Raw genomic sequence first — 24,112 nt, 5'->3', positions numbered from 1 at the left:
TGAAGGAGCACTCATGATCGGCGAAGTTGACCCAACCATCATTAACCTGACCGTATTCGTGCTGGCAGTATTCGTAGGTTATCACGTAGTGTGGAACGTGACCCCTGCCTTGCACACACCACTGATGTCAGTAACCAATGCGATTTCCGGCATAATTTTAGTCGGCGCAATGCTGGCGGCCGGCCCGGCGGAAACCGACTGGGGCGTATGGCTGGGAGCTGTGGCGGTGACGCTGGCCGCAATCAATGTATTCGGCGGATTTCTTGTTACCCAGCGGATGCTGGAAATGTTCAGAAAAAAAGATAAAAAAGGAAGCTAGTCAATGTCCGCAAATTTGGTCGCATTCGCGTATCTGATCGCATCGGTTTTTTTTATTCTGGCGCTAAAAGGCCTAAGCTCGCCGCTAACCTCTCGTCGTGGCAATCTGTTCGGTATGGTGGGAATGGCAATTGCCGTTGTCACCACACTTACGATCACCAAGAACTGGATGTTGATACTCGCATGTATCGCCTTAGGTGGCACCATTGGTGCTGTTGTTGCACGGCGTGTGCAAATGACAGCAATGCCGGAGCTGGTCGCTTTCATGCACTCGCTGGTGGGTCTGGCAGCGGTATTTATCGCTATCGCCGCCGTCAATAACCCGGTTTCATTCGGCCTGCCCGCGATATTGCCCATGGGCAGCAAACTGGAGCTGTTTCTCGGCACTTTCATTGGCGCCATGACCTGGTCGGGTTCGGTGATTGCATTCTTGAAGCTGTCCGGCCGCATGAGCGGCGCACCCATCACATTCGGCGGCCAGCATATGGTCAATCTGATTCTGGCGATTGTGATGGTTGTCTTTGGTTTGTGGTTCTTTTTTAGCGAGACCACCAACTGGACAGCCTTTGCCACAATGACCGCGATCGCCTTTGTGCTCGGTTTTCTCATTATCGTCCCCATCGGTGGCGCGGATATGCCGGTAGTCATTTCCATGCTTAATTCATACTCCGGCTGGGCCGCAGCAGGAATCGGGTTTTCGCTCGGCAACCCCATGCTTATCATTGCCGGATCGCTGGTGGGGAGTTCCGGGGCCATTCTGTCGTACATCATGTGCAAGGCCATGAACCGGCCATTTCTTTCGGTCATACTTGGCGGCTTTGGCAGCGAGGGAGGGGCGGTGGCTGCGGCGAGCGACGGGACACAGAAAACCCATCGCAGCGGTAGCGCTGACGATGCGGCATTTCTCATGGGTAATGCCGATAGCGTTATTATCGTGCCCGGTTATGGTCTGGCAGTGGCGCGGGCGCAGCATTCGGTCAAGGAGCTAGCCGAGAAACTGCACGAGAAAGGCGTCAATGTACGTTTTGCGATACATCCGGTGGCGGGACGCATGCCGGGACACATGAACGTACTACTGGCGGAAGCGGAGATACCCTATGAGCAAGTGCTGGAGATGGATGAGATCAACAGCGATTTTTCCACCACCGATGTGGTGCTGGTGCTGGGCGCAAACGATGTAGTGAATCCCGCGGCGAATGTTCCAGGCAGTGCGATATATGGCATGCCCATTCTGGATGCCCACAAGGCGCGCACCATAATGGTGGTCAAGCGTAGCATGGCTGCCGGTTATGCCGGCCTCGACAATGACCTGTTCTACATGGACAAAACCATGATGGTATTCGGCGATGCCAAGAAGGTTGTTGAAGATATGGTCAAGGCGCTGTAACGCGTACATACCGTTTCACTTTGATACGTTCACATATAGCCTCAAGCTGGGCAACATCGTTTTCATAAAAGTACTGATCAGCTTATCCGTATTTGTCTGCTCCCTCGATTCGTGAGAATGCGTCGCACGTGGGGAGCGGGTACGCTGCGGGAGTGTGACTGACAGCAACGCAGTGCTTCAGTTTGTTGTCATGCCGGGAAACGCACTCTATATCTCATCGATTACCCAATACCGAAGCGATTGCGTATGCAACTGCCCGTTTCGAATGTGCTGGATCTTGCAGTAATGCAAAAGTCTCGCGCAGAATATTTATCCCTATCCGGCAATTGGCAATTGTCGGTATAACACTATCATTATTAAATGAGTTTCTGTGCCATTGATTCTCATCTTTTTGGTGAGTCCACTATGGCGAATTGTACAGCGCGGCACAGGGCTGCGTTGCAGCTCCCCGGAATGGAATGGTGCCCCGAAGCATTGCACGGGGGCTCCCGCGAAGCGGGGATCGGGCAGCGTAAGGGATGCCGCGATCGCGTTCCAGGTCCATGGAGCGCCCGCATCCCGCTTCGGGGTCTCACCTTCCTTCGGGGTCGCATTCCGCATCGTTACGTCTCGCCCTGTACCCTAAAAACCGTACACTTCATCCCGTCCGGCTCCAGGCCTAGGCTTATTTTTTTTCAGCGATCCCGGGATCGGGTTGTATACTCGGTGACAAAAGAAGCGGAACTATCGAGTTAGCAAATCAATGGTGCGGGAGTGCTCATTGTCATATGGAAAGTATGGAGTTATTGATAGAGGCGAGATTATCCGTAAGATTTTCGAATCAGGTTAATCTTTTGCAGAAGAACAGGTTCAATTTTATTCAGTCAGGAACAAAACCATGCTGATCGGACTACCCAAGGAAACCAAGGATCATGAAAATCGGGTTGGAATGACACCGAGTACAGTCAAAGCCTTGACGCGCCGCGGACACCGGGTGCTGGTACAGAGCGGGGCGGGGGAGGGAAGCTTTCTTTCAGATGCGGAATACCAATCAGCCGGAGCCATGATTGTTCCTCACGCCGAAGACGCCTGGGCGGCGCAGATGGTGGTTAAGGTCAAGGAACCCACTGCAGCGGAATATTCTTACCTGCATCGAGATATGATTCTTTTTACCTATCTACATCTCGCTTCGGATAAGCCTCTTACCATCGCGTTGCTGGAGCATGGCGTAACAGGCATCGCCTACGAAACAGTTCAAACCGAAGGAGGTCAATTACCACTGTTGACGCCCATGAGCGAGGTGGCGGGGCGTATGGCCACTCAAATCGGGGCAACGTATCTGCAAAAGACATACGGGGGCCGTGGCGTATTGATGGGCGGCGTGCCTGGTGTGGCTTCAGCTAATGTCGCAATTCTGGGGGCGGGTATTGTCGGCACAAATGCCGCTCGCGTTGCTGTTGGATCCGGCGCCCAGGTCACCGTGCTGGATATCAATCATGACCGCCTGAAGTATCTGGATGACATTTATCATGGGCAACTACAGACGCGCATCAGTGATGAGTATAATATTGAAGAGGTGGTCTACAATGCCGATCTGGTAATCGGTGCTGTTTTGATTCCTGGCGGACGGGCGCCCTGGTTGATTACAGCCGGTATGTTGCCGAATATGCGAAAAGGTTCCGTAATTGTCGATGTGGCGGTTGATCAAGGAGGGTGTGTCGAAACCACCCGGCCGACCACTCATAGCAATCCGACCTATGAACTCGAGGGTGTGGTGCATTATTGTGTCGCCAACATGCCGAGCGCGGTCCCGCGTACCAGTACCTTTGCGCTGAACGCGCAAACGGCTTTTTATACGTTGCGCCTGGCGGATGAAGGATTAGATGCCGTAAGAAATAGTCTGGCGCTACAATATGGTCTTAACACCCACCGGGGATTGACCACTTATCCCGCGGTGGCAAAGGAATTTGGTCTGAGTTATATTGATCCATTACAAGCATTGGAGCATACCCATTGAACGGTTCAACCACCAGGAGTCAAGCAAGATGAAATTCGCATATCCTGTATTTTTCTGCGCATTGCTCGCTGCCGGTCAACCCGCCTTGGCCAATATTGATATCCAATTTGATTATCGTTACGACAGTTCGGGCTTTTTTACCGGCGCTAACAGTTCGCGCCAGAATTTATTGAATGCCGCCGCCTCCACATTTGAGAGCAGCTTTGAGGACAACCTGGCCGCAATCACGTCATCCGGATCGGATAGTTTTGATGTGAGTTTTTTTCAGCCGAATAACGGTAGCAAGACTGTTATTCCCAATTTTAGCGTTGCCACGAATCAAATTGTGGTTTTTGCTGGCGCCCGTAATTTGAGTGGTGCAGTGGCGGTGGGTGGTCCAGGGGGATTCTCCAGCAATGGTTCCGCCGATTTCATTAACAACGCATCCAGCAGAGGCCAGTCAGGAGCCCTTGCGCCCATCGAGACTGATTTTGGGCCGTGGGGCGGGGCGATCTCCTTTAACAATACCTCCAACTGGTATTTTGATTCCGATCTCACTAGAGATGAATCCTTTTCCGGCTTCGATTTTTATTCGGTGGCCATACATGAGTTGGCGCATGTGCTCGGTTTTGGCAGCGCCGATTCTTTCAAAAACCTGATCTCGGGTGGCAAATTTACCGGCCCTGCCGTTCATGCCTTGCTTGGTAACAATCCGCCCCTGGCGGGCGATAGCCACTGGGCTAACGGACTCAGTTATCTCGGCCAGGAAGCCGCGATGGATCCTTCCATTGCGGGTGGGCAACGCAAACATTTTACAGCGCTTGATGCCGCAGCTATGAAAGACATTGGCTGGCAAGTCTCGGCCGTGCCCGAAGCTGAAACCTGGACCATGATGCTTGCTGGCTTGGGATTGCTTGGCTGGCGCTTTCGCACATTCCAGCGTAGAGGCTGAGCGCGCGAGGGGAGAGAAATATCCGTACCTGCTGAACCTGAAACTAGCAGTTGCTCACTTATATTTTAAGTTAACTATGATCTAAAAAGCTTTTTTATATCATTAATATTATTCCCTAAGTATTCTATTTTTTCATATTGGCGGACGCGGAATCCGAAACAAATTTGCGTTCTCATGCCACTCTGGAGTTTCGCGCCGTGGTCCACGCAAACCCATCGGGTCGGTGGCTAACCCATTTGTCTAAACGGCACGACACATGCCCCATAGCGTTACCCTGATCACCACGATTGCCGTCAGTTTCGGTCTCGCTTTGCTCATGGGGCTTATTGCCAACCGCTTGAAATTACCGGTATTGGTTGGCTATCTGGTTGCAGGTGTAATCCTGGGCTCCAATACGCCGGGCTTTGTGGCTGACATGGAGCTTTCGGCTCAGCTGGCGGAAATCGGTGTTATTCTGTTGATGTTCGGAGTCGGGCTGCACTTCTCCCTGGATGATTTGCTGGCTGTCCGCCGGATTGCTTTGCCTGGTGCCCTCGTACAAATCGGGGTGGCAACCGCTCTTGGTGCGGCGGTTGCTGTTGCCTGGGGTTGGGATTTGAGTGCGGCCATCGTGTTTGGCGTCGCGCTATCCACCGCGAGTACAGTCGTGCTCCTGCGGGCATTGGAGCAGCGTGGTGTGCTCAAATCCGTCAATGGATCGATTGCGGTGGGTTGGCTGGTGGTCGAAGATCTGGCAATGGTTATGGTTCTCGTTCTTTTGCCACCACTTGCCGGATGGCTTGGAACCTCTGCCGGTAGTCCAGCGGATGGGCCCACCCCGGATCTGCTGGTGACGCTCCTGCTCACTTTTGGCAAGGTGGCGATCTTCATCGCGCTAATGCTTATTGTCGGAAAACGGGTTTTTCCCTGGTTGCTATGGCATGTCGCGAGCACCAACTCGACCGAACTCTTTATCTTGAGTGTGATTGCAGTGGCGATAGGTATCGCCTACGGCTCCGCGATGCTCTTCGGTGTTTCCTTTGCGCTCGGCGCTTTCTTCGCCGGGATGGTTATGAGGGAGTCCGATTTAAGTCATCGAGCCGCTCAGGAATCCCTGCCGCTCAGAGATGCTTTTTCGGTATTGTTTTTTGTCTCCGTTGGAATGCTGTTTGATCCGAACGTCCTCATCGATCAGCCACTCCGCGTTGTCGCCACGCTTGGGATTATTATTATCGGCAAATCCCTGGCAGCCTTTCTCCTGGTTCTTGCTTTTCGCTACCCACTCAATACGGCATTAACCGTGTCGGCCAGTCTTGCTCAGATTGGCGAGTTCTCATTTATTCTTGCAGCGCTCGGTGTTTCACTCGGACTCCTGCCGGTCGAGGCACAGAGTCTTATACTCGCGGGGGCTTTTATCTCGATCACGCTCAACCCCCTGGTATTTCAGGTAATAGAGCCAGCACAGGAATGGATACGTTCCCGTTCCAGGCTTGCCCGCGTCCTGGAGCGTTCTGACGATCCCCTGGCTGAACTGCCCATGTCGGTTGCCTCAAGCTATGTGACCAACCACGTGGTGCTTGTGGGTTATGGCCGGGTCGGCCGGCATATTGGCGAAGCGCTGATTGAACAGGGACTGGCGCTCGTTGTGGCGGATCAGAATCGCGAGATGGTTGAGGGGTTACGCAAGCATGGAATCCATGCCGTAGTGGGTGATGCCGCTGAACCGGCTGTGCTTATACAAGCGCATATTGCGCGAGCTAAAATGCTGGTGATTGCGGTCCCCGATGCACTACGAGCTCGCCGGATGATAGAAACCGCCCGTATGCTTAATCCGCCGATCGAGATTATCGTGCGTACCCATAATGAAGAAGAAGCTGCACTGCTACGAAGAGAAAGCGGAGGTACGGTGCTTCTGGGTGAGCATGAGCTTGCTCTCAGCATGACACGCCATGTACTAAAGAAATTTGGTAAATAAGGAATGAGCAGCGCAGCGGCAAAGCAGAGTATGGATGAAGGTGAATAGAACCGCTCAGGTGGATGAGGGACGTCTTCGGGATTCCACGTATCGTTTTTTTGATTCTCATCAACGACTTATGCATACACTAGGGCCTGTTTTTTTGATTCTTGTGGAGTGTTTTATCACGAACTTGTAAGTATTTGCTAAAGTAGCGGCTATATAAAAGGGTGCCTACTCGCGCGTATCATCCGGCATTTTACGATGATTCAACGTCATGCGAGATTTTACAAGTAGCCTCCAGAGCCCGCAGCAATGCGGATCAAGCTTGACAAGACTCGGGGTTGAGACAGGAGAAAATTGCATGAGTAACAAGATTACCGTTTATCATAAACCCACATGCAGTAAATGCCGTGCCACGCTTGCACTTCTCAAGGACAGTGGCCAACAGTTCGATGCAGTCAATTATTATGAGATGCCTCTAACCGTCGCGGGATTGCGTGAACTGATCGAGAAACTGGGGGTGCCGGTACGTGATGTACTACGTAGCGACGAACCACTGGCACGCAGCCTGAAGCTGGCTGAACAGCAGCTAGCTGATGATGAATTAATAAAGATCATGGTGGACAACCCGGACCTGATTCAGCGGCCCATTGTCGTGCGTGGTGACAAGGCCGTATTGTGTCGCCCACCGGAGAACGTGATGAAGTTGTTGTAGCGAATTATTCAGCGATTGAGAGATTGAGGCCGCCGACCGGTTGGGGGCGACAGTGTGGCGGAGTGCGGTGGAGCATGGTAATACTTGATAGAGAAGGCGAAATGATATGAATATGAGATCAATCGATATGTTGCGGCGGATTTGTCCACTTGTCCTTGCATTGCTGCTGGGGGTATTCGCTACCGTGGTGCAGGCGGAATGTACTGGATGCCTGTGTCCGGGTAACCCATGTAAATTATGTTCATTGCCGCCCACAAAAGATACTTCTCCTGCGAAGGATGAAGCGGCGGCGTGTCTCAAAATCCGGGAGAAAGTGCCGCCAGTTTCAAAGAATACGGAGCCAAATGAGCATTATGCGAGTCTGAACAATGCGATGCGGGAGTGTGTAAAAAATGGTGGTGATGTTATTGTGAATTCGCGCCGGAATAAGGAATTTCCTTCCAAGCACTATTGCAAGCCTTATGTTGCCTCAACGCCATAGACATTACAAGCTCGATGATGGGTGTCGTGACATGAAGGGTTACGACCAATAAGACTATTCAGATTTTCTGAATTATCAGCATAATCTATGGATTATCTACGGATAAAAAAATAATCGGATATTAACTCAGGCATCGGCCCTGGCAGGTTTGTCGGTCAAAGGATAAAAATGGTTGTTCATGGGGATACCGTAAGACAGGAGAATGGTACTGGCGCCACTTCTTCGTCTCGGTTACGGCGTAAGCCCAAATCTTTTCTGAAACTGATTTTGTTCGGATTTGCACTGGTGGGTCTGCCGCTTATCATCGCACTCATCAACAGCGCATTCTCCATCGACCGGTTGGCGGATCAAAGCCGCAGGGCTGTATATCAGGCGGCGCAAATTGCGCATGGCAGTCGTGTCCTGGCGGACGAAATTGCAGCCATGGAGCGTGCCGTGCGGCAGACACATATCCTGGGTGACACATCCCTGCTCGAAAATTACTTCAGGGCGCACAAGAAATTCGAGAGCACCGCGACGAACCTTTTTGAGCTTTCCTTGCATACTGAACAGAAGCAATTACTGGAGCAGATGCAGTTATTGGAGGAATCGATTTTCGGGAACGTGTCGGCTATGAAGCAATCACCGGAAGCGCTCCGCGATCTGGTTGGCAAATTTGTGCCTCTGCGAGATTCAGCGCGAACATTTTCAGCGGTCGGTTATGCGTTGATTGAACGTGAAGTGGGTGAAATGCAGGATATGGCGGGGGATGCCCGCTTTACCGTCGGATGGCAGTTGCTTGCCTTGATTCCATTCGCGATTCTACTGGCATTTATCTTTTCATTGCGGATTGCGCATCCAATACGTCAGATTGACGAGGCGATTCGTACCATGGGGGAAGGCGCACTATTTAAAGCCATACGGGTGGATGGTCCTCAGGACTTAAGGTATCTTGGTGAACGCCTGGATTGGCTACGCCGCAGGTTGCTGAAACTGGAAGAACAAAAGACCCGGTTTCTGCAGCACGTTTCTCATGAACTCAAGACACCACTTACCGCTATGCGCGAAGGTGCCGACTTGCTTGCGGAAGGCGTAGCGGGGGAACTGACGGAAGAACAACAGCGTATTGCAACTATCCTGTACAACAACAGCATACAATTACAACGGCGCATAGAAGATTTGCTGAGTTACAGTGCGCTTCAGACCGAGAAAGCGGCTCTGGTGAAACGACCGGCGAATCTGGCAAAAATTCTGGATGCCGTGTTACAAGACCAGAATCTTATCATTATGAGCAAAGGCTTGAAAATAGATGTTTCCTGCCCGGAATTGATGGTTGATTGCGATAAACAAAAAATTAAAGTCATTGTGGATAATTTGCTATCGAACGCGGTCAAGTTCTCTCCTGCCGGTGGATGTATAAAAATCTGGGCGAGTGAAGAGGATGAGACGGTGCGATTCGATATTTTGGATGCCGGTGCCGGTGTTGACGAGGTGGATCGTGAGAAGGTATTCGAGCCTTTTTATCAGGGACGACAAGTCCTCGACAGTCATATAAAGGGAACAGGACTGGGATTATCCATCGCTCGTGAGTACGCGCTCGCGCATGGTGGCACGATAGAGCTTGTGCAGCAGGCCACTAATGGCGCCCATTTTCGCCTTACCCTGCCGATTCGTGATATGGAAGGAACCTTATGAGCGCACGCCGGAAATTCTGGATTCTGCCGGTAGTTATATTGGCGTTGCTGGCCGCCTGTTCCACTGTTCCTGAAAATCAGCAACCTGCAGAGCCGTTGCCATTCGACTTAATCGTAACCGGTCAGATGGAAGATCTGATGCAATACTACGATGCCTTGCGTAAGCAGCCCGCGGCGGACCTTGCTCGCGTGTACGACAAGGTAAAACAGAATTTCGTACAAAACAAAAGCGATGCAAATCGAGCCAGGCTGATATTGCTTCTTATCTTGCCCAACACTCCTTTCCGTGACACCACTTCAGCGCTTTATCTGCTTAACGAATGGCCACGCGATGCAAAACCGGCAACGGGTTTGCAAAGTTTCAGAAACCTGCTGGCGGCACTTCTCACGGAACAGCAACGGTTAAGCAATAGCGTGGATGAATTATCACTAAAATTGAAAGAAGAGCAAAAACGTACAGAAACTTTACAAAATCAGATTGAGGCCATTAAAAGCATGGAAAAAAATCTCATTCTCAGAGAACTGTAAACCTTCAAAAAAATATGCCTGACTCCAATCCAAGAATCCTCATCGTCGACGACGATACCGATCTGCTGGAATTACTCACGATCCGGCTTACCGCCGCTGGCTACAAAGTGGAAGCCGTGCCAAGCGCGGAGATGGCACTTAATTATCTGGATGTATCGCGCCCGCAACTCGTCATTAGCGATATGCAGATGAGCGGTATGGATGGGATGGCGCTATTCGAACAAATTCACCGCACGTTGCCCACCTTGCCAGTGATAATCCTGACAGCGCATGGCACCATTCCCGATGCGGTGGCAGCTGTTCAGCGGGGCGTATTCGGCTATCTCGCCAAACCTTTTGACAGCAAGACACTACTGGCTAACATTAGCCAAGCGCTCAGGCTTGCCCCCGGCACTGCGGGACAGAACGAGACGTCACAAGCATCGTGGTCCAAGACTATTATTACGCAAAGTGCGGTAATGGAGGATCTTCTCACCAAAGCGGGACTGGTGGCGGAAGGGGATGCAAGTGTACTGATTTATGGTGAGAGTGGTGTTGGCAAGGAACTGTTTGCTCACGCCATACATGAAGCATCAAAACGTCGCCATTATCCATTTGTGGCGATAAATTGCGCGGCGATTCCGGAGCAATTGCTGGAATCCGAATTATTCGGACACGTCAAGGGAGCGTTTACAGGTGCTGTGAGGGATCACAAGGGCTTGTTGCAGTTAGCAGAAAAAGGGACACTGTTCCTGGATGAAATCGGAGACATGCCGCTTTTGCTCCAGGTCAAATTATTGCGCGTTCTCCAGGAAAGGCAAGTGCGCCCGGTTGGGTCCATGCAGACAATTCCTGTGAATGTCCGCATTATTTCCGCGACTCACCGTGATCTCAAGGTCGAAATCGCTAACGGCAGTTTTCGGGAAGATCTCTATTACCGACTGGATGTCGTGGCATTAACCATTCCGGTCTTGTCGCAGCGGCGGGAGGATATTCCTTTGCTGGCAAATCATTTCCTCGGTACATTTTCCGTGAAATACGATAAGAATATCAATGGATTCTCTCCCGAGGCAATGGAAATGATGGTGGGTGCTTCATGGCCCGGTAACGTGAGGCAACTGATGAATGTGGTGGAGCAGTGCGTTGCCTTGAGTACCGCTCCCCTGATTTCACCGGTCCTGGTGTACGATGCCATGCATAAAGAAGAGGAGCAACTCGTTTCTTTCGAGGATGCGCGCAAGAGTTTCGAGAGAGATTATCTGGTGCGCGTGCTCAAAATCACGGGTGGCAACGTGACCCAGGCAGCGCGTCTCGCAAAACGCAATCGCACCGAATTCTATAAACTTCTCCAAAGATATCAGCTCGACCCCTCCGTTTTCAAACAGCCTCAAGGCTGACCTTCCTATCTGTTATCTGCTAAGACTGGCCATCTATGGGATTACGTTCATCCTCAACAAATTTTTCGCCTTTCTTTACAATAAAACCAAGTTCCGTCCACCACCGGACCATATCCCCATAGTCTTGGATGCCTCGCGAGAATGGCTGAATCCGCCCCGATGCGGTAACGACATCGACCGGGCGCTGGGCGGGCCACCATAGCTCACCGCAAGCCAGAAAGTCGGCCTGCCAGGGCAATGCCATGCGTTCGGTCAGAAACCCGGGAGGGAGGGTGTGCTTGATTCGAAATGATCCTTCGTAGGTCGCAGCCTGCGCGATAACGTAGGTCACCTCGATACCGGGAAAGAATGGCGCGCCAATGCAACCTTCCAATGATGCTCGCGTCAGGGCATCGGGTCTTAGTTTCAGCGGCAATTCATCGAACGGAACGGGTACCGGCTCCGCCGTCCAGTCGGCTTCGAAATTGCCCTGCGACCATTTTTCCATCATGGTGTACTGATACTCCGTCAGTGCCGTGTATTCGCCCTGCTCGGGGTTGTCCGGATCGAGGCCACTATTCACTTTTGGCATGGCCGGCGGAAGCTGTGGCGGTGGTGTATTGGGATCGACACGCGTATTCGGTTTCATCAACCACCTGAAGACCGATTCGCGTGCGGACTTTCCGTTTTCACTCTTGTCCGCCAACTTACTCAATCGCGCAATATTCAGAAAGTTGCCAGCAGCGCCATGATGACGATTTTCCTGCTCGACCACCCAATGCAGCATGACTGTTCGCTTCAGGATGGGATAGATATCCCGTGTAAATGAGGGCACATTTTTTACGAGGCGCGGCGAGAAATTCCTCGCGGCGACATTTAGCGCCTGGTCATACCAGGTTGTGACGTTTTCGATGCCCGGGGCATATGACGGGGGAGCAACCACAACCCATGCACCCCCTTCCGCCGTGACGGGTGTTTCACCATCGACTTCCACCACAGCGCTTACAGGACCATCGGAAACGCCATCATACCAGCCATCATTGTTTGCGAAACTATCCAGGCCCCGGCCGGTTGGAGAGCCTGATTTGCCTGGGCCGCCAACAACGATGAGTCGACCTTTTTCATCGGTAAGGAGCCGTCCAAGCTCAACCTTTTCACTACCTTCGACATTTCCGTTTCTAATGAAGTGAATTTCTCCACTTAGCGCCAAAGCAGTTTTACTTTTCCCGGATACCGATTGCAACGAAGCATCCACCACTAATCCGGCGCGGTCGTAACCAGCATTTCTTGGGGAAGAAGACGGACCCCCTGGGGGGAAATTTCCTCCCGCCGCTTTGCTATTGGCAAGATGAACGCTCCAGGTGATTTTTGTCTTCTTATCCAGCATAACCTCGTTGTTGAGCGATTCCTTCCCAAACTCATCGCGGGTGAATTTATAGATTCGGAACCGGACACCTTGCGGTTTTATTTTCCCCGGTGATGAATCGTCACGATAAGGTCCCTCCGGCACGATGCCTGGAGATTCCGGACCCAGGAAATAGCCGGTCTCGCTGTTTCCTATCCGCGCAACTCCTATCGCCGGGTAGATCCGGTAAATCGTTTTCATTTTTACTTGCTCCCTATAAAAATTGAGAAAGAAATCTGTACCGCCCTTTAAATAATAGTACGAGCCAATGACAATTTCCGTGATTTTTGCGTGCTGGGCAGCCGCAATCCCATTCCGGTGGCCTAAATATCAACCGAGTTCCGTCATGCCGGTTCCGCAATAAGAAACATCCAGCTATGTTCGGAATCGCACGGAAATCGCACGGAACTTCCATCAAAGTTATTTCATTCCATTCGTTTGGACAATCAGTAAAACGTAGTTGATGCCTATCTTGATTGCCCTGTCCGCCTGTTCCATAAAATTGGGATTATAAGAAATCCTATGCCCACCCGTTCGATGCATGACGCTCACGAGACTACGGCTCTACGCATACCGGCGGGTGGTGTGCTGTTGAGTGCGGATTTAACTGTACCTGCGGGCGCGGAAGCCATTATTGCCTTCGCTCATGGGAGTGGCAGCAGCCGGCACAGCACCCGAAACCGTTATGTTGCGGAAACGCTGAACGGATATGGATTTGCCACACTTCTCGCCGATCTTCTGACGGAAGAAGAGGAGATCATCGATTTGCGGACACGTCATCTGCGCTTCGATATTCCAATGCTGGCGGGCAGGCTGGTTGATATCGCGGCATGGTTGCAAGATCAAGCGAAGATGAAACAGTTGAAAATCGGCTGGTTTGGGGCCAGTACCGGGGCTGGCGCCGCGCTGATTGCCGCGGCGCGGCGTCCGGAAAATATCATGGCTGTCGTTTCACGTGGCGGCAGGCCGGATCTGGCCGGGGATTATCTGCGGGACGTTACGGCGCCTGTATTGCTGATCGTGGGAGAAAACGATCCTCAGGTTCTGGATCTCAATAAATGGGCACTTGCGCAGCTCAATGCCCAGTCAAAACTGGAAATTGTGCCCAATGCAACGCATCTGTTTGAAGAGTCCGGTACGCTTGAAGCCGCCGCGTTTCTGGCGGCCCAATGGTTCCGCGATCACTTGAAATAGCCGGGGAGATCAATCGGGTGGTGACTACCTTTTACCGTTTCGCAAACAGAACAGAAGCTGGGAAGCGACTTGCGGATGCACTATCCGGTTATACCGGTAGAAGCGATATCCTCATTCTGGCGCTGCCGCGGGGAGGTGTTCCTGTTGCTTATGAAGTGGCGAAAGCCCTGTCTGCGACGATGGATCTGTGGCTTGTCCGCAAACTTGGTGTGCCGGGACACGAAGAATTGGCGCTAGGTGCGCTGGCAGGGAAGAGTATCCGTATTTTCAATCAAGATATTATTGATCTTCTCAATATTGACGAGACGGTTATTGATGGCATCGTAGCCAGGGAACAGGCCGAGTTGGAAAGACGCAACACGCTCTACCGCCAGGGTAAAGCGCCGCCAGGTATAGAAGGGAAAACAATCATTATCATCGATGACGGTCTGGCTACGGGTGCGACCATGCGTGTTGCGATTGCATCCCTCCGTCAGGCGGGCGCGGCACGGATCATTGTGGCTGTTCCGGTTGGTGCGGCATCCACCTGCGGCAAAATCGGTAAAGAAGCGGATGAGTTTATATGCCTGCACGCGCCAGAGCCTTTTTACGGTGTCGGACAATGGTATAGCGATTTTTCCCAGACATCGGATGAGGACGTGCTGGCGCTTCTAAACAATGTCACAACAAACCTTGGGCGAACTCTATATTCGTAGATTCTCCGCCGAAACTGGTTTTTCTCCAGTGAGTGAGGGCGTATGTCTAGCCTCAATTTTGATCATAAATTGATTGATGTGCTGGAAAGACAGGCTCAATCTCTGCCGGGTTTCGAGAGTGACTATGACGCGATAATACAGGCCGTCCGGGGGAATGCTTCGGGCAACGCCAAGGAGAAAAGATTCGTCCTGATCGGTGAAGCCACTCATGGAACCGCGGAGTTTTACCGGATTCGTGCTGAAATCACCCGGCGCCTCATCGTGGAGGAAGGTTTCGACGCTATTGCCGTTGAAGCCGACTGGCCGGATGCTTACCGGGTTAACCGTTATGTATCGGGCCAGCCGGACGATGTGGATGCGGATGCGGCTCTATCGGGCTTTGAACGGTTTCCTACCTGGATGTGGCGCAATACCGAGGTTCGGGCATTCGTCGAGTGGCTGCACGATTTCAACGAAGGGAGCAAGAGTGCTAAAGGCGGGGTAGGCCGGAAGGCTCAAATGGAGCAGAGGGGGCCAATGAAACCCGTCGGTTTCTACGGTCTTGATTTGTATAGCATGACGACCTCCATGGAGGCGGTGCTGGAGTATCTGGACAAGATCGACCCGAAAGAAGCGGAGGCTGCACGGGGGCGCTATGCGTGCTTTGGCCAGTTTATCAATGATCCGCAGGCATATGGCTATGCCATTGCCTCAGGTAGATGGGATTCCTGTGAGCAGGAAGTCATCACCCAGCTTATACAACTGCAACAGAAAGCGCGTCTCTATATCGAATGCGATGGTGCTTTTGCCAAAAATGAATATTTTTCGGCGCAGCAGAATGCCGAGCTGATAAAAAATGCCGAAGAATACTATCGTGCAATGTTCAGAGGACGACCTAACACCTGGAACTTGAGAGACCGGCATATGTTCGAAACGCTGGAGAAACTTGCCGCTTACGTGAGTCTCCAGCAGGCGCGCGAGGCGCGAATTGTTGTCTGGGCTCATAATTCTCATTTGGGCAATGCGACGGCAACCGATATGGGGCGGCGGGGTGAAATTAATATCGGCCAGTTGGTCAGTGAGAAATACGGGGATAGGGCGCTTTGTATTGGGTTCTCAACCAGCCGAGGCACAGTGACCGCTGCTTCAGACTGGGATGGACCAGTGGAAACAAAGACGATCCGCGAGCCATTGTCCGGCAGTTATGAAGAGATTTTCTCGCAGCTTGGAAAGCGGAATTTCTTTCTCGACCTGCGAGGAAGAACCGACACAACCGATATGCTCAGAGATGAGAGACTACAGCGGGCCATCGGCGTCATCTATCGGCCTGAAACGGAGCGCATGAGTCACTACTTCTACACATCCCTGCCACGGCAATTCGATTTCATGATCCATATCGATGAAACAGAAGCTGTGACACCGTTACCATCATTCGCCCATAAAAGACCAGGGGAAATGGATGAAACTTATCCTTCCGGGTTATAGGTAATGTGACCGGCTTCTCACCTTTTGGGTGAGCTTGCTATGGGATGGATGGCAAGGTTTTTGCGGCACATTGGTGAGTGATTCGTTATGTCTTCCGATATCCCAAGATCCGCACACTTTACCCTGCTTACTACCGGATTCAGGATAAATAGTTGTACCACTAACGGGGCCGTATATCACACGGCCCGTTTAGTTTGATCGGCCCGGAATTTGTAAATGTGAACTCTTATCGCAGAATTAAAAACGATCGTGATTTTTACACAACCTGCAATACGACTCAGCTTCAGCGGCGTGCAGCCTGGTAGAGAGGTGTAACGATTGGCAGCAATGATTCAATCTGCTGAACCCGGGTTGAGTCGGCTGGATGGCTGCTCAGAAATTCGGGTGGCTGCGAGCCGTCGTTAGCGCTCATCATCTTTTGCCACAAGGTTATTCCGGCGCGTGGATTGTAACCCGCACGGGCGGTCAGCTCCAGACCGATACGATCGGCCTCCGCCTCGTCAGTACGGCTAAAATGGGTGGCTATCAGCGCTTCATAACCAACATTGGCGAGTTGAGCCGCATTCTGACCGAGGCCAAGCAATGCCGATCCAACGCCCATGGCGGCCTGTGCGGCAATCGCCTGGGAGACCTGTTCACGTGAGTGCTCGCGCAGGGCATGGGCAATTTCATGCCCCATTACGACCGCAATCTCCTCATCGGTCAGCTTCAGGCGATTAATCAGTCCCGAATAAAACATGATTTTGCCGCCGGGCATGCAGAAAGCATTGAGCTCATTGCTATCAATAATATTGACTTCCCACTTCCAGCCGGGCGCATCCCGACGGAATACGCCGGTTTGCGGTTCGATCCGGCGGGCTATGGCCTGCACTCGCTGCAGCAGCTTGCTATCCTGGTTCAGCGCGCCTTTTTCTGTTGCGTCCGCTTTCATCTTGGTATAACCCTGCGCCGCTGTCTGCTCCAATTGCTCCGAGGAAATAAGCATGAGCTGAGAGCGGTTGGCCCCAACCGCCCCACCTGTGGTGGTGGTTGCGCACCCGCTGAGCACCGCTAACCATAGACTGATTGATATGGCTGCAAGAAGTCGAAAAATGGACATGATTTCTCCCGATAAAATATTTTGTCATACGTATTCAGAGAACCCCGGCGACTGATTCCTCAATACTTCCGGCGGCGTATAGCCACTAGTGCGGTGGCGGCCAGGCCAATCAAAGCAAGTATTCCCGGTTCGGGAACGACGGCGGAGGAACGGAAATTAAGTGCTTCCACGGCATCGAGTGTATAGGCTTCGGGAAAACCTTGCCCGCTGTTGCCCGACGCGGTTAGCCTGAGGTAGCTGATCTCGCTGAGTCCCGTCCCGGATATGTCCACATTCGTAATGCACGGGAATGCGGGAGAGCACGAGAAATTCAACAGATCTCCGGCAAGGGAAAACGCGTGAATGAAGCTGGATCCATTAGCGCTGATATCCAGACTGAATCCGTCCAGAAAGCTGAAAGTATCGTAAAACCGGAGATCCGGGCCGGCTCCGTCAAGCACCTCGCCACTGCTGAAACGCATGGTGATAGTACCTGGAGTCCCCGTGGCGCCGCCCAGGGCAACTATTGTTCCGTCCAATGCCTTTATCGCAGCCGTTACCGCCTGCAGGTCATCAATACCCTCTCCGTCGATAATTCCATCGTCAATCCCGAAACCGGCGCCCCCATTGAAACTGATCACGGAGTCGGCAAAGGGGAGGGCATGGAGCATGGCGGAGGATATGCCCAGCACCGCGGCAAGGCAGAATGAAAGAAAATTTTTGTTCATGGACCCCCCGCAACGATTCCGCTATTGAACGACTTCCGCTTTCTGCACCACCACATCCTCCAAAGGCACGTTCTGGTGCCCGCTTCGATCGGCCGTTTTTACTTTCTTGATCTGGTCTACCACATCCTTGCCTTCCGTGACTTTGCCAAATACACAATAGCCAAAACCCTGAGAAGTCGATGAAGTGTAATTGAGAAAATTATTATCGGCGACATTGATGAAAAACTGTGCGGAAGCGGAGTGTACATCGGAGGTGCGTGCCATGGCGACGGTATATTTTTCGTTCTTGAGCCCATTGGCGGCCTCGTTCTGAATCGGCGCGCGGGTCTGTTTCTGCTTCATGCCCGGCTCAAAACCGCCTCCCTGAATCATGAAGCCATCAATCACGCGATGGAATATCGTATTGTCATAATGTCCGCTGTTTACATAGTCGATAAAATTCTGGGCGGTCAATGGCGCTTTCTCGCTGTCGAGTTCAAGTGAAATGATGCCGTGATTGGTATGCAATTTGATCATGTTTGTCCTTATTTGGTGGGGGTGCTGGCTGCGGCAGAGGGTTCCGCCGCGATGAGTCTGACTTCTTCGATGACCACGGTTACCTTAGGGACATCGCTTGGGAAAGGTCCCGCCGGACCGGTGGGCGCGTCTGCGATCTTGTTGACGATCTCCATTCCCTTCACGACTTTTCCAAATACGGTATAACCATAGCCCTGTGGCGTAGGCGCGGTATGGTTAAGAAAAGCGTTATTGGCGACATTGATAAAAAACTGTGCCGAGGCCGAATGCGGATCCGACGTGCGGGCCATGGCAACGGTCCCGATCTCGTTCCTGAGGCCATTGGCCGCTTCATTCTCAACGGGTTGTCTTGCAGGCTTCTGTCTGAGGGTCTTATCGAAGCCGCCGCCCTGAATCATGAATCCAGGGATGACCCGGTGAAACACGGTGCCTGTATAGTAACCATCCTTCACGTAGCTTAAGAAATTTCCTACCGTCTTCGGTGCTTTATCCGGATAGAGTTCCAGCACTATAGTGCCGAAATTGGTCTTGATTTCAACCTGGGGATTGGCAGCGTAAGCCGTTGTGATAGTACTGAAAAGAAGTGAGAGAACAGTGAGAAGTTTGATGATATGCATGGGCTGCCTGTAAAAAAGGGAAATCAATCGATTATTTTTATCATAATACTGAAACTATGCCGCACTTTCATAGATAATTTTCCATGAGCCTTCTTTGTTTTCCTTCATCCAGTATTGGCGTTTTTTCATTTTGTTGGACAGGTTGTTGCTGGAATATTCCTGATCGAAATTGACGACTACCAGGTCGTCCCTGCCGGGGTAAAGAAACATGCCGACATTGCTGATACCCACCTTGATCCAGCTTTTGGCGGCATTTACCTGGCGTTTGTGCTGTATCCATTCAGCCAGGCCCTGGTCGCCGCTGGAGAAATTCCGTCCATAGTGCCTGATATATGCCTCGATATTCCCACTCTCCCAATCACGCCGCCAGCTTTCCAGTTTTTGCGTCAATTTGTTGCGGAGTATGACCGTATCATCAGGTTTTACCCATTCCATTTCGTCACTGATGATGATGGGAGTGATGCCGACTTGCAAGGTCGCACCCACCGCATTCAGATCCTGATTGGAGAGTACTACGCACCCATCGCTGGCGCGAGGCGGGCGGCTGTAGGTGTTTGAGGGCGTTCCATGCAGCCAGATGCCATAACCATTGCGCCCGTGGCGCTTATCCCACTCGTTGGGATAATTGATAGGAAATGCGCCGCTGCCGTAGAAATCCGTAAGTTTTTCACGTGGCAGATTGGCAGTGATGAAATACACTCCGACAGGCGTTTTCTTGTCACCTTCCTTCAGTTTCTGTGAGCCATTCTTGCCGCTGCTGATGTAATAATCGGCAAGATAGCGGGCTTCCCCACGAACATTCTGGTACATATAAAGCCGGGATCTGCGGGTATCGGCAATGATTGCGTATTTTTGCTCCGGCTGCATTTGCAGCAGATATTTAGGTGTCGCATTACGCGGGACCGATTCCCGGTGATGCTGCATTCTGGCGCGCGCCTCCTCACGCAGATCGGCAATGTCCTGTTGTGGTATTCCTCCCGTATCGCCCATATTATTGATGGGGCGGGCACGAGCCAGCAGCAGGTCACCCTTGATCAATTGCGCAAGCCGGAAATTGGGGTTGGTCTTGAGTAATTGCTCGATTCCGTTCAAAGCGGAATCCATGCGGCTCTCCGCGATTTCCTGCAAGCTTTTGACGAGCGCCGTTTCCGGCCCGGCCATGGGGAGTTCCGTCAAGATTGAGTTTTCACTTGCGAGTACGCCGGGGATTGCGAGACAGTATGCTGCCAGTGCGGCTGTGGTAATCGTGGTTTTTACGGATAGACGATCCCGTTTCAGGGAAACAAGGCAATTTTGCGATTTCATCGTCCGACCTGCTCCTGTTGTATCAGCCACTTTTCCCCTGTCTTGACCATCTCAATGGTTTTGGTGGTGGTGCTTTTGATCGCATCCGAGTGATACGATTGCCTGAAGCTTACCGTGGCGTGCGCGGCATTGGTGAAGCTGATTTTGGGATGGGTGATTTCGACATGGATAGACTTTGGCTTGCCGATGCGCTCCCGGCGGCTTTTCTCCCATGCTGGGCGTGAGGTGCCACGGGGGGTATGGAAGTCGCTTGCGTAAAATGCGAGGTACGTGCTGGCATCCTTATCCGACCATGCCTTGGCCCAGGCATTGATTGCCTTAAGGATTTCTTTGGAGTCGTTATCCGCGACTGCTGGTTTTTCCGAAGCTGGTTTTTCAGCAAGAGGAGCTTTTTCGGGCACCGGTTTTTCGGCGGTTGCCGAAATGTTGTCCGGAACCTTCTCCGGCAATTTTTCGGCAATTTTTTCCGGGCCTGTTACCGATGGCTTGCCTGCTGGCAGGGCGGCGGGTTGAACGCCTTTGGGGCGGTTCGTCGTGACCAACTCTTTGATCATTGAGAGCTTGGTCTGCGCGGTGGCATTACTCTTGTCCAGCTGTAAAGCCTTGCCATATGCCTGACTCGCCATCTTGGCGTATATGTCACCGAGATTCTCATGTGCGGTGGAATAACTGGGATGCGTGCGTATCGCTGCTTCCAGCGCACTCTTGGCCTTGTCATACTGGCCCTGGCTGGCGTAAAGCACGGCAAGATTATTATAGGGCTCGGGCAGATCCGGATACTCTTCCGATAGTGAAGAAAATACCTTGGTGGCATCGGCAATCCTGTTTTGCTCGGTAAGGATCAACCCCTTCTGGAAGCGCATTTGGGCGTCCTTGGGCCGGGTGGCAAGATAGGCATCTGCTTGTTCCAGCGCTTTGCCCAGATTACCCTGCTTATAAAGTTTGGCAACTTCCTCGCTTTCATCGGCAAACGTGGCGGCAGCCGCCATCAGCAAGACGACGGCACAGGCGGTCATGGACGCATTGGCCCGGTGAAAATTTAGCGATTTCATTGTGCTATACTGCTCCGGTTTTTGTTGAGCCAGCTCGGAATATTCTGGCTTCCGCCAAGATGCCTGCCGATTCTACCAAGAAGCCCGTCTATTTCACAATCTCGCCAGATGCTCAAGATTCATAATTCGCTCGTAAGAGAAAAACAGGATTTCGTTCCCCTGACGCCCGGCAGCGTTAGAATATATGTCTGTGGCATAACGGTCTATGATTATTGCCATCTCGGTCACGCACGCATGATGGTGGTATTCGATATGGTGGTGCGCTGGTTGCGGGCCAGCGGCCTTGATGTCACTTATGTGCGCAACATCACTGATATTGACGACAAAATCATCAAACGTGCGCAGGAAAACAATGAGCCCATCGAAACCCTGACCGCTCGTTTTATTCAGGCGATGGAGGAAGATGCCGCCGCGCTCGGGGTCGTGCCACCTACTTGCGAGCCGCGAGCTACCGGGCATGTGGAAAGAATGGTCGCCATGATCCATACCCTGGTGGATAAGGGTCTCGCCTACGCCGCAGCCAATGGCGATGTATATTATGCTGTGCATCGATTTCCGGGTTATGGAAAGCTTTCGGGGAAATCGCTTGACGATTTGCGAGCGGGGGAGCGCGTGATCATCGATCCACACAAGAAAGATCCGCTGGATTTCGTGTTATGGAAAGCCGCCAAGCCCGGCGAGCCCTGGTGGGATTCGCCCTGGGGCAGGGGGCGTCCCGGCTGGCATATCGAATGCTCGGCAATGAGCGAACATTTTCTGGGCGAGCATTTCGACATACACGGCGGGGGTCAGGACTTGCAGTTCCCGCATCATGAAAACGAAATTGCGCAAAGCGAAGGCGCGCATGATCATCCTTTCGTCAACTACTGGATGCACAACGGTTTCGTGCGTGTCGATGATGAGAAAATGTCCAAGTCGCTGGGCAATTTTTTCACTGTACGTGAAATACTTGATCGCTACCAACCGGAAGTGGTGCGTTTCTTTATTTTGCGTGCGCATTATCGCAGCCCGCTGAACTATTCCGACCAGCATCTGGAGGATGCCAAACGTGCGCTCGACCGGCTTTACACGGCCCTGAAAGGAAGTGAGCAAGGAGGTGAGATAAGCGAGTCTGCCGAGGCGATAGACTGGAGCGAGGCTCCGGCACGGCGTTTCAGGGAAGCGATGAACGACGACTTCAACACCCCGGATGCCATCGCTGTACTGTTTGATCTTGCCAACGAAATTAACAAGACCGGTTTACCCGTGGATGTGGCATTGCTGAGAGCCTTGGGCGGTGTACTGGGGCTGCTGCAACAGGATTCGCAGCAATATCTCCAGGATACCGTGATCATGGGAGATCCTGCCTTTACCCAGGAACGCATTGAACAAATGATTCAACAGCGCCTCATCGCCCGTACCAATAAAGATTATGGTGAATCCGACCGTATCCGCAAGGAATTGCTGGATGCCGGCATTATTCTGGAAGATGGATCTCAGGGCACCGCTTGGCGGCGAGCATAAGTTTTGTCACCTTTTTGAACCGGAAGGTTCTTGACCTTGCCGTCCGCAATTCAAGGCGAAAATATTCCCCGCCCGCCCATCCTGTCGTTGTTTTCTTGATACCAGTCCAAAGGTGGCTGGCAATGGTACATCTGCTTAACTCCTTTACGTTCTATGTCATTGATCCAGTAATAGCCAGACAAAAATAGTGAAAACAATTCAAATATATACTATTTTTAAAGGACGAGGATAAAGCGCGGGAAGGAAATGGGACGACATCATTCCTGCCGCATAATAAAAAAGGAGAGATGAAAATGGAAATACGGGTAGAGAGAACAGATTTTTTGGAGAATAGTACGATCGGCAAGCTATACGTGGATGATCAGTTTGAGTGCTACACGTTGGAAGATAAAGTCAGGCCGGTCAAGATCAGGGGGAAGACGGCCATCCCTGCGGGACGCTATGAAATCATTATTAACCACTCACAGCGTTTTGGCCGCCTGCTGCCACTTTTTCTGAATGTGCCCAACTTTGAGGGGGTGCGGATACATCCCGGAAATACAGCCGCGGATACGGAGGGATGTATACTGGTAGGTCAGACGAAGGACGCGGGATTCATCGGCCAAAGCCGACTCGCTTTCGAGCAGCTTTTCACTAAATTGAAGGCTGCGTCCGAGACCGAAAAGATATTCATCGAGATAGCGTAGCCGTATCGTCTGAGTAATGTTAAGTCTTCTGAAAGTACTGCTTTTCAGCTTCACCGCTGCATTGTCCTTCGTATCCCTGGATGCCCTGGCGTACACGGAAGCCGTTCCGTTTGTGCACGAGAAAATATCCGTGCTGCCCTCCGGCAAGAGAGTTACCGTTTCATTCCGGGAGCGCCCATGCAAGAGCGGCGAGTGCTGGGAAGCCGATGCAGGCATGTGGGGCATCGACGGAGGTATTCCCCGGTTTATCACCGAGGTTTTTCTTGTTTCTATCGACGGCAAGGAATTCGTCATTCCCAGGAAATTCTATCAGGATCTCACCAACACTTATCAACTGCGCATCTTTGAACAAAATGCACGCGTTGTTATCGAACTTAAAGGCGGGGAAGCCGCAGGTGCCTATACGGCGCGTTTCAAGTTGGGCGGGATGTGCGGGTTCGAGCGGGAAGTCTGCGCCGAGGTGTGCAAGGAAATCTGGGAGCGGACCACTTGGTACAATGCGTTTGCCTACGAGGCGGATCCGCGATGCGGAAGTGGAATTCAATGATT

23 protein-coding genes are annotated in these 24,112 nt (G+C 52.0%); 16 read left to right on the top strand and 7 right to left on the bottom strand.

From position 1 onward, the window contains the following. The first annotated feature begins 13 nt into the window (after positions 1-13). The 10 genes from BLO43_RS10760 to BLO43_RS10715 all read left to right on the top strand — a co-directional run bounded on the left by BLO43_RS10760 (position 14) and on the right by BLO43_RS10715 (position 11,341). A complete protein-coding gene (locus tag BLO43_RS10760) occupies positions 14-319 on the top strand; it encodes an NAD(P) transhydrogenase subunit alpha part 2 (protein ID WP_025041967.1) in 306 nt (101 codons plus the stop codon). A gap of 3 nt (positions 320-322) precedes the next feature. Then, on the top strand, positions 323-1,705 hold the full coding sequence (locus BLO43_RS10755; protein WP_074631732.1) for an NAD(P)(+) transhydrogenase (Re/Si-specific) subunit beta: 1,383 nt from the start codon (positions 323-325) through the stop codon (positions 1,703-1,705). Positions 1,706-2,582: 877 nt separating this feature from the next. Beyond that, complete coding sequence (gene ald, locus BLO43_RS10750) at positions 2,583-3,701, top strand: alanine dehydrogenase (RefSeq protein WP_090907077.1); 1,119 nt, start codon at positions 2,583-2,585, stop codon at positions 3,699-3,701. Between the two features lie 28 nt (positions 3,702-3,729). Next, positions 3,730-4,632: a PEP-CTERM sorting domain-containing protein gene (locus BLO43_RS10745; protein WP_090907076.1), complete on the top strand. Its 903-nt coding sequence runs from the start codon at positions 3,730-3,732 to the stop codon at positions 4,630-4,632. A 256-nt stretch (positions 4,633-4,888) separates the two neighbouring features. Continuing rightward, positions 4,889-6,586 (top strand): cation:proton antiporter domain-containing protein, encoded by a 1,698-nt coding sequence (gene ybaL / locus BLO43_RS10740; RefSeq protein WP_090907075.1) that lies wholly within the window; start codon positions 4,889-4,891, stop codon positions 6,584-6,586. A gap of 343 nt (positions 6,587-6,929) precedes the next feature. Further along, positions 6,930-7,283, top strand: coding sequence for an arsenate reductase (glutaredoxin) (gene arsC, locus BLO43_RS10735; protein WP_090907074.1), 354 nt, complete (start codon positions 6,930-6,932; stop codon positions 7,281-7,283). A 112-nt stretch (positions 7,284-7,395) separates the two neighbouring features. Beyond that, complete coding sequence (locus tag BLO43_RS10730) at positions 7,396-7,764, top strand: hypothetical protein (protein WP_254773429.1); 369 nt, start codon at positions 7,396-7,398, stop codon at positions 7,762-7,764. Positions 7,765-7,932: 168 nt separating this feature from the next. Next, positions 7,933-9,438 (top strand): sensor histidine kinase, encoded by a 1,506-nt coding sequence (locus BLO43_RS10725; protein WP_090907072.1) that lies wholly within the window; start codon positions 7,933-7,935, stop codon positions 9,436-9,438. 38 nt (positions 9,439-9,476) lie between these two features. Further along, on the top strand, positions 9,477-9,965 hold the full coding sequence (locus BLO43_RS10720) for a dihydrolipoamide acyltransferase (RefSeq protein ID WP_254773428.1): 489 nt from the start codon (positions 9,477-9,479) through the stop codon (positions 9,963-9,965). Positions 9,966-9,979: 14 nt separating this feature from the next. Next, positions 9,980-11,341 carry a sigma 54-interacting transcriptional regulator gene (locus BLO43_RS10715; RefSeq protein WP_090907071.1) on the top strand — a complete coding sequence of 454 codons (1,362 nt, stop codon included), beginning with the start codon at positions 9,980-9,982 and terminating at the stop codon, positions 11,339-11,341. A 19-nt stretch (positions 11,342-11,360) separates the two neighbouring features. Here BLO43_RS10715 and BLO43_RS10710 read toward each other — a convergent pair whose 3' ends face one another. After that, the gene (locus tag BLO43_RS10710; protein ID WP_090907070.1) at positions 11,361-12,926 is read right to left on the bottom strand and encodes a LodA/GoxA family CTQ-dependent oxidase; all 1,566 of its coding nucleotides are present in this window, start codon (positions 12,924-12,926) and stop codon (positions 11,361-11,363) included. 321 nt (positions 12,927-13,247) lie between these two features. On the opposite strand from BLO43_RS10710, the gene BLO43_RS10705 reads away from it, so the two are divergent. From BLO43_RS10705 to BLO43_RS10695, 3 genes are read left to right on the top strand one after another with little or no spacing between them, the layout of a single operon-like run. Further along, positions 13,248-13,919, top strand: coding sequence for a dienelactone hydrolase family protein (locus BLO43_RS10705; RefSeq protein WP_090907069.1), 672 nt, complete (start codon positions 13,248-13,250; stop codon positions 13,917-13,919). Further along, positions 13,895-14,614, top strand: coding sequence for a phosphoribosyltransferase (locus BLO43_RS10700; protein ID WP_090907068.1), 720 nt, complete (start codon positions 13,895-13,897; stop codon positions 14,612-14,614). The genes BLO43_RS10705 and BLO43_RS10700 overlap by 25 nt, the downstream gene beginning before the upstream one ends. A gap of 42 nt (positions 14,615-14,656) precedes the next feature. Further along, the gene (locus BLO43_RS10695; RefSeq protein WP_090907067.1) at positions 14,657-16,078 is read left to right on the top strand and encodes an erythromycin esterase family protein; all 1,422 of its coding nucleotides are present in this window, start codon (positions 14,657-14,659) and stop codon (positions 16,076-16,078) included. A 283-nt stretch (positions 16,079-16,361) separates the two neighbouring features. On the opposite strand, the gene BLO43_RS10690 is transcribed toward BLO43_RS10695, so the two are convergent. The 6 genes from BLO43_RS10690 to BLO43_RS10665 are packed head-to-tail and all read right to left on the bottom strand — an operon-like array spanning position 16,362 to position 21,374. Then, the gene (locus tag BLO43_RS10690) at positions 16,362-17,177 is read right to left on the bottom strand and encodes a M48 family metallopeptidase (protein ID WP_090907066.1); all 816 of its coding nucleotides are present in this window, start codon (positions 17,175-17,177) and stop codon (positions 16,362-16,364) included. A gap of 59 nt (positions 17,178-17,236) precedes the next feature. Beyond that, the gene (locus BLO43_RS10685; RefSeq protein WP_090907065.1) at positions 17,237-17,884 is read right to left on the bottom strand and encodes a PEP-CTERM sorting domain-containing protein; all 648 of its coding nucleotides are present in this window, start codon (positions 17,882-17,884) and stop codon (positions 17,237-17,239) included. Positions 17,885-17,905: 21 nt separating this feature from the next. After that, a complete protein-coding gene (locus BLO43_RS10680) occupies positions 17,906-18,400 on the bottom strand; it encodes a peptidylprolyl isomerase (protein ID WP_074631744.1) in 495 nt (164 codons plus the stop codon). An 8-nt stretch (positions 18,401-18,408) separates the two neighbouring features. After that, positions 18,409-19,017, bottom strand: a complete 609-nt coding sequence (locus BLO43_RS10675; RefSeq protein ID WP_090907064.1) for a peptidylprolyl isomerase — start codon at positions 19,015-19,017, stop codon at positions 18,409-18,411. Positions 19,018-19,071: 54 nt separating this feature from the next. After that, positions 19,072-20,322, bottom strand: coding sequence for a L,D-transpeptidase family protein (locus tag BLO43_RS10670; RefSeq protein WP_090907063.1), 1,251 nt, complete (start codon positions 20,320-20,322; stop codon positions 19,072-19,074). Next, a complete protein-coding gene (locus tag BLO43_RS10665; protein ID WP_090907062.1) occupies positions 20,319-21,374 on the bottom strand; it encodes a nuclear transport factor 2 family protein in 1,056 nt (351 codons plus the stop codon). Before BLO43_RS10665 ends, BLO43_RS10670 begins: the two co-directional genes overlap by 4 nt. 108 nt (positions 21,375-21,482) lie before the next feature. Between BLO43_RS10665 and cysS the strand changes: the two genes are divergently transcribed. The 3 genes from cysS to BLO43_RS10650 all read left to right on the top strand — a co-directional run bounded on the left by cysS (position 21,483) and on the right by BLO43_RS10650 (position 24,110). Then, positions 21,483-22,877, top strand: coding sequence for a cysteine--tRNA ligase (gene cysS, locus BLO43_RS10660; RefSeq protein ID WP_090907061.1), 1,395 nt, complete (start codon positions 21,483-21,485; stop codon positions 22,875-22,877). 293 nt (positions 22,878-23,170) lie between these two features. Continuing rightward, complete coding sequence (locus BLO43_RS10655; RefSeq protein WP_090907060.1) at positions 23,171-23,563, top strand: DUF5675 family protein; 393 nt, start codon at positions 23,171-23,173, stop codon at positions 23,561-23,563. A gap of 16 nt (positions 23,564-23,579) precedes the next feature. Continuing rightward, complete coding sequence (locus BLO43_RS10650; protein ID WP_090907059.1) at positions 23,580-24,110, top strand: hypothetical protein; 531 nt, start codon at positions 23,580-23,582, stop codon at positions 24,108-24,110. The last annotated feature ends 2 nt before the right edge of the window (positions 24,111-24,112 follow it).

Origin of the sequence: Nitrosospira sp. Nsp13, assembly GCF_900101945.1 — a bacterium.
Taxonomy (GTDB): domain Bacteria; phylum Pseudomonadota; class Gammaproteobacteria; order Burkholderiales; family Nitrosomonadaceae; genus Nitrosospira; species Nitrosospira multiformis_D.
This window is presented reverse-complemented; position numbering and strand designations above follow the sequence as displayed.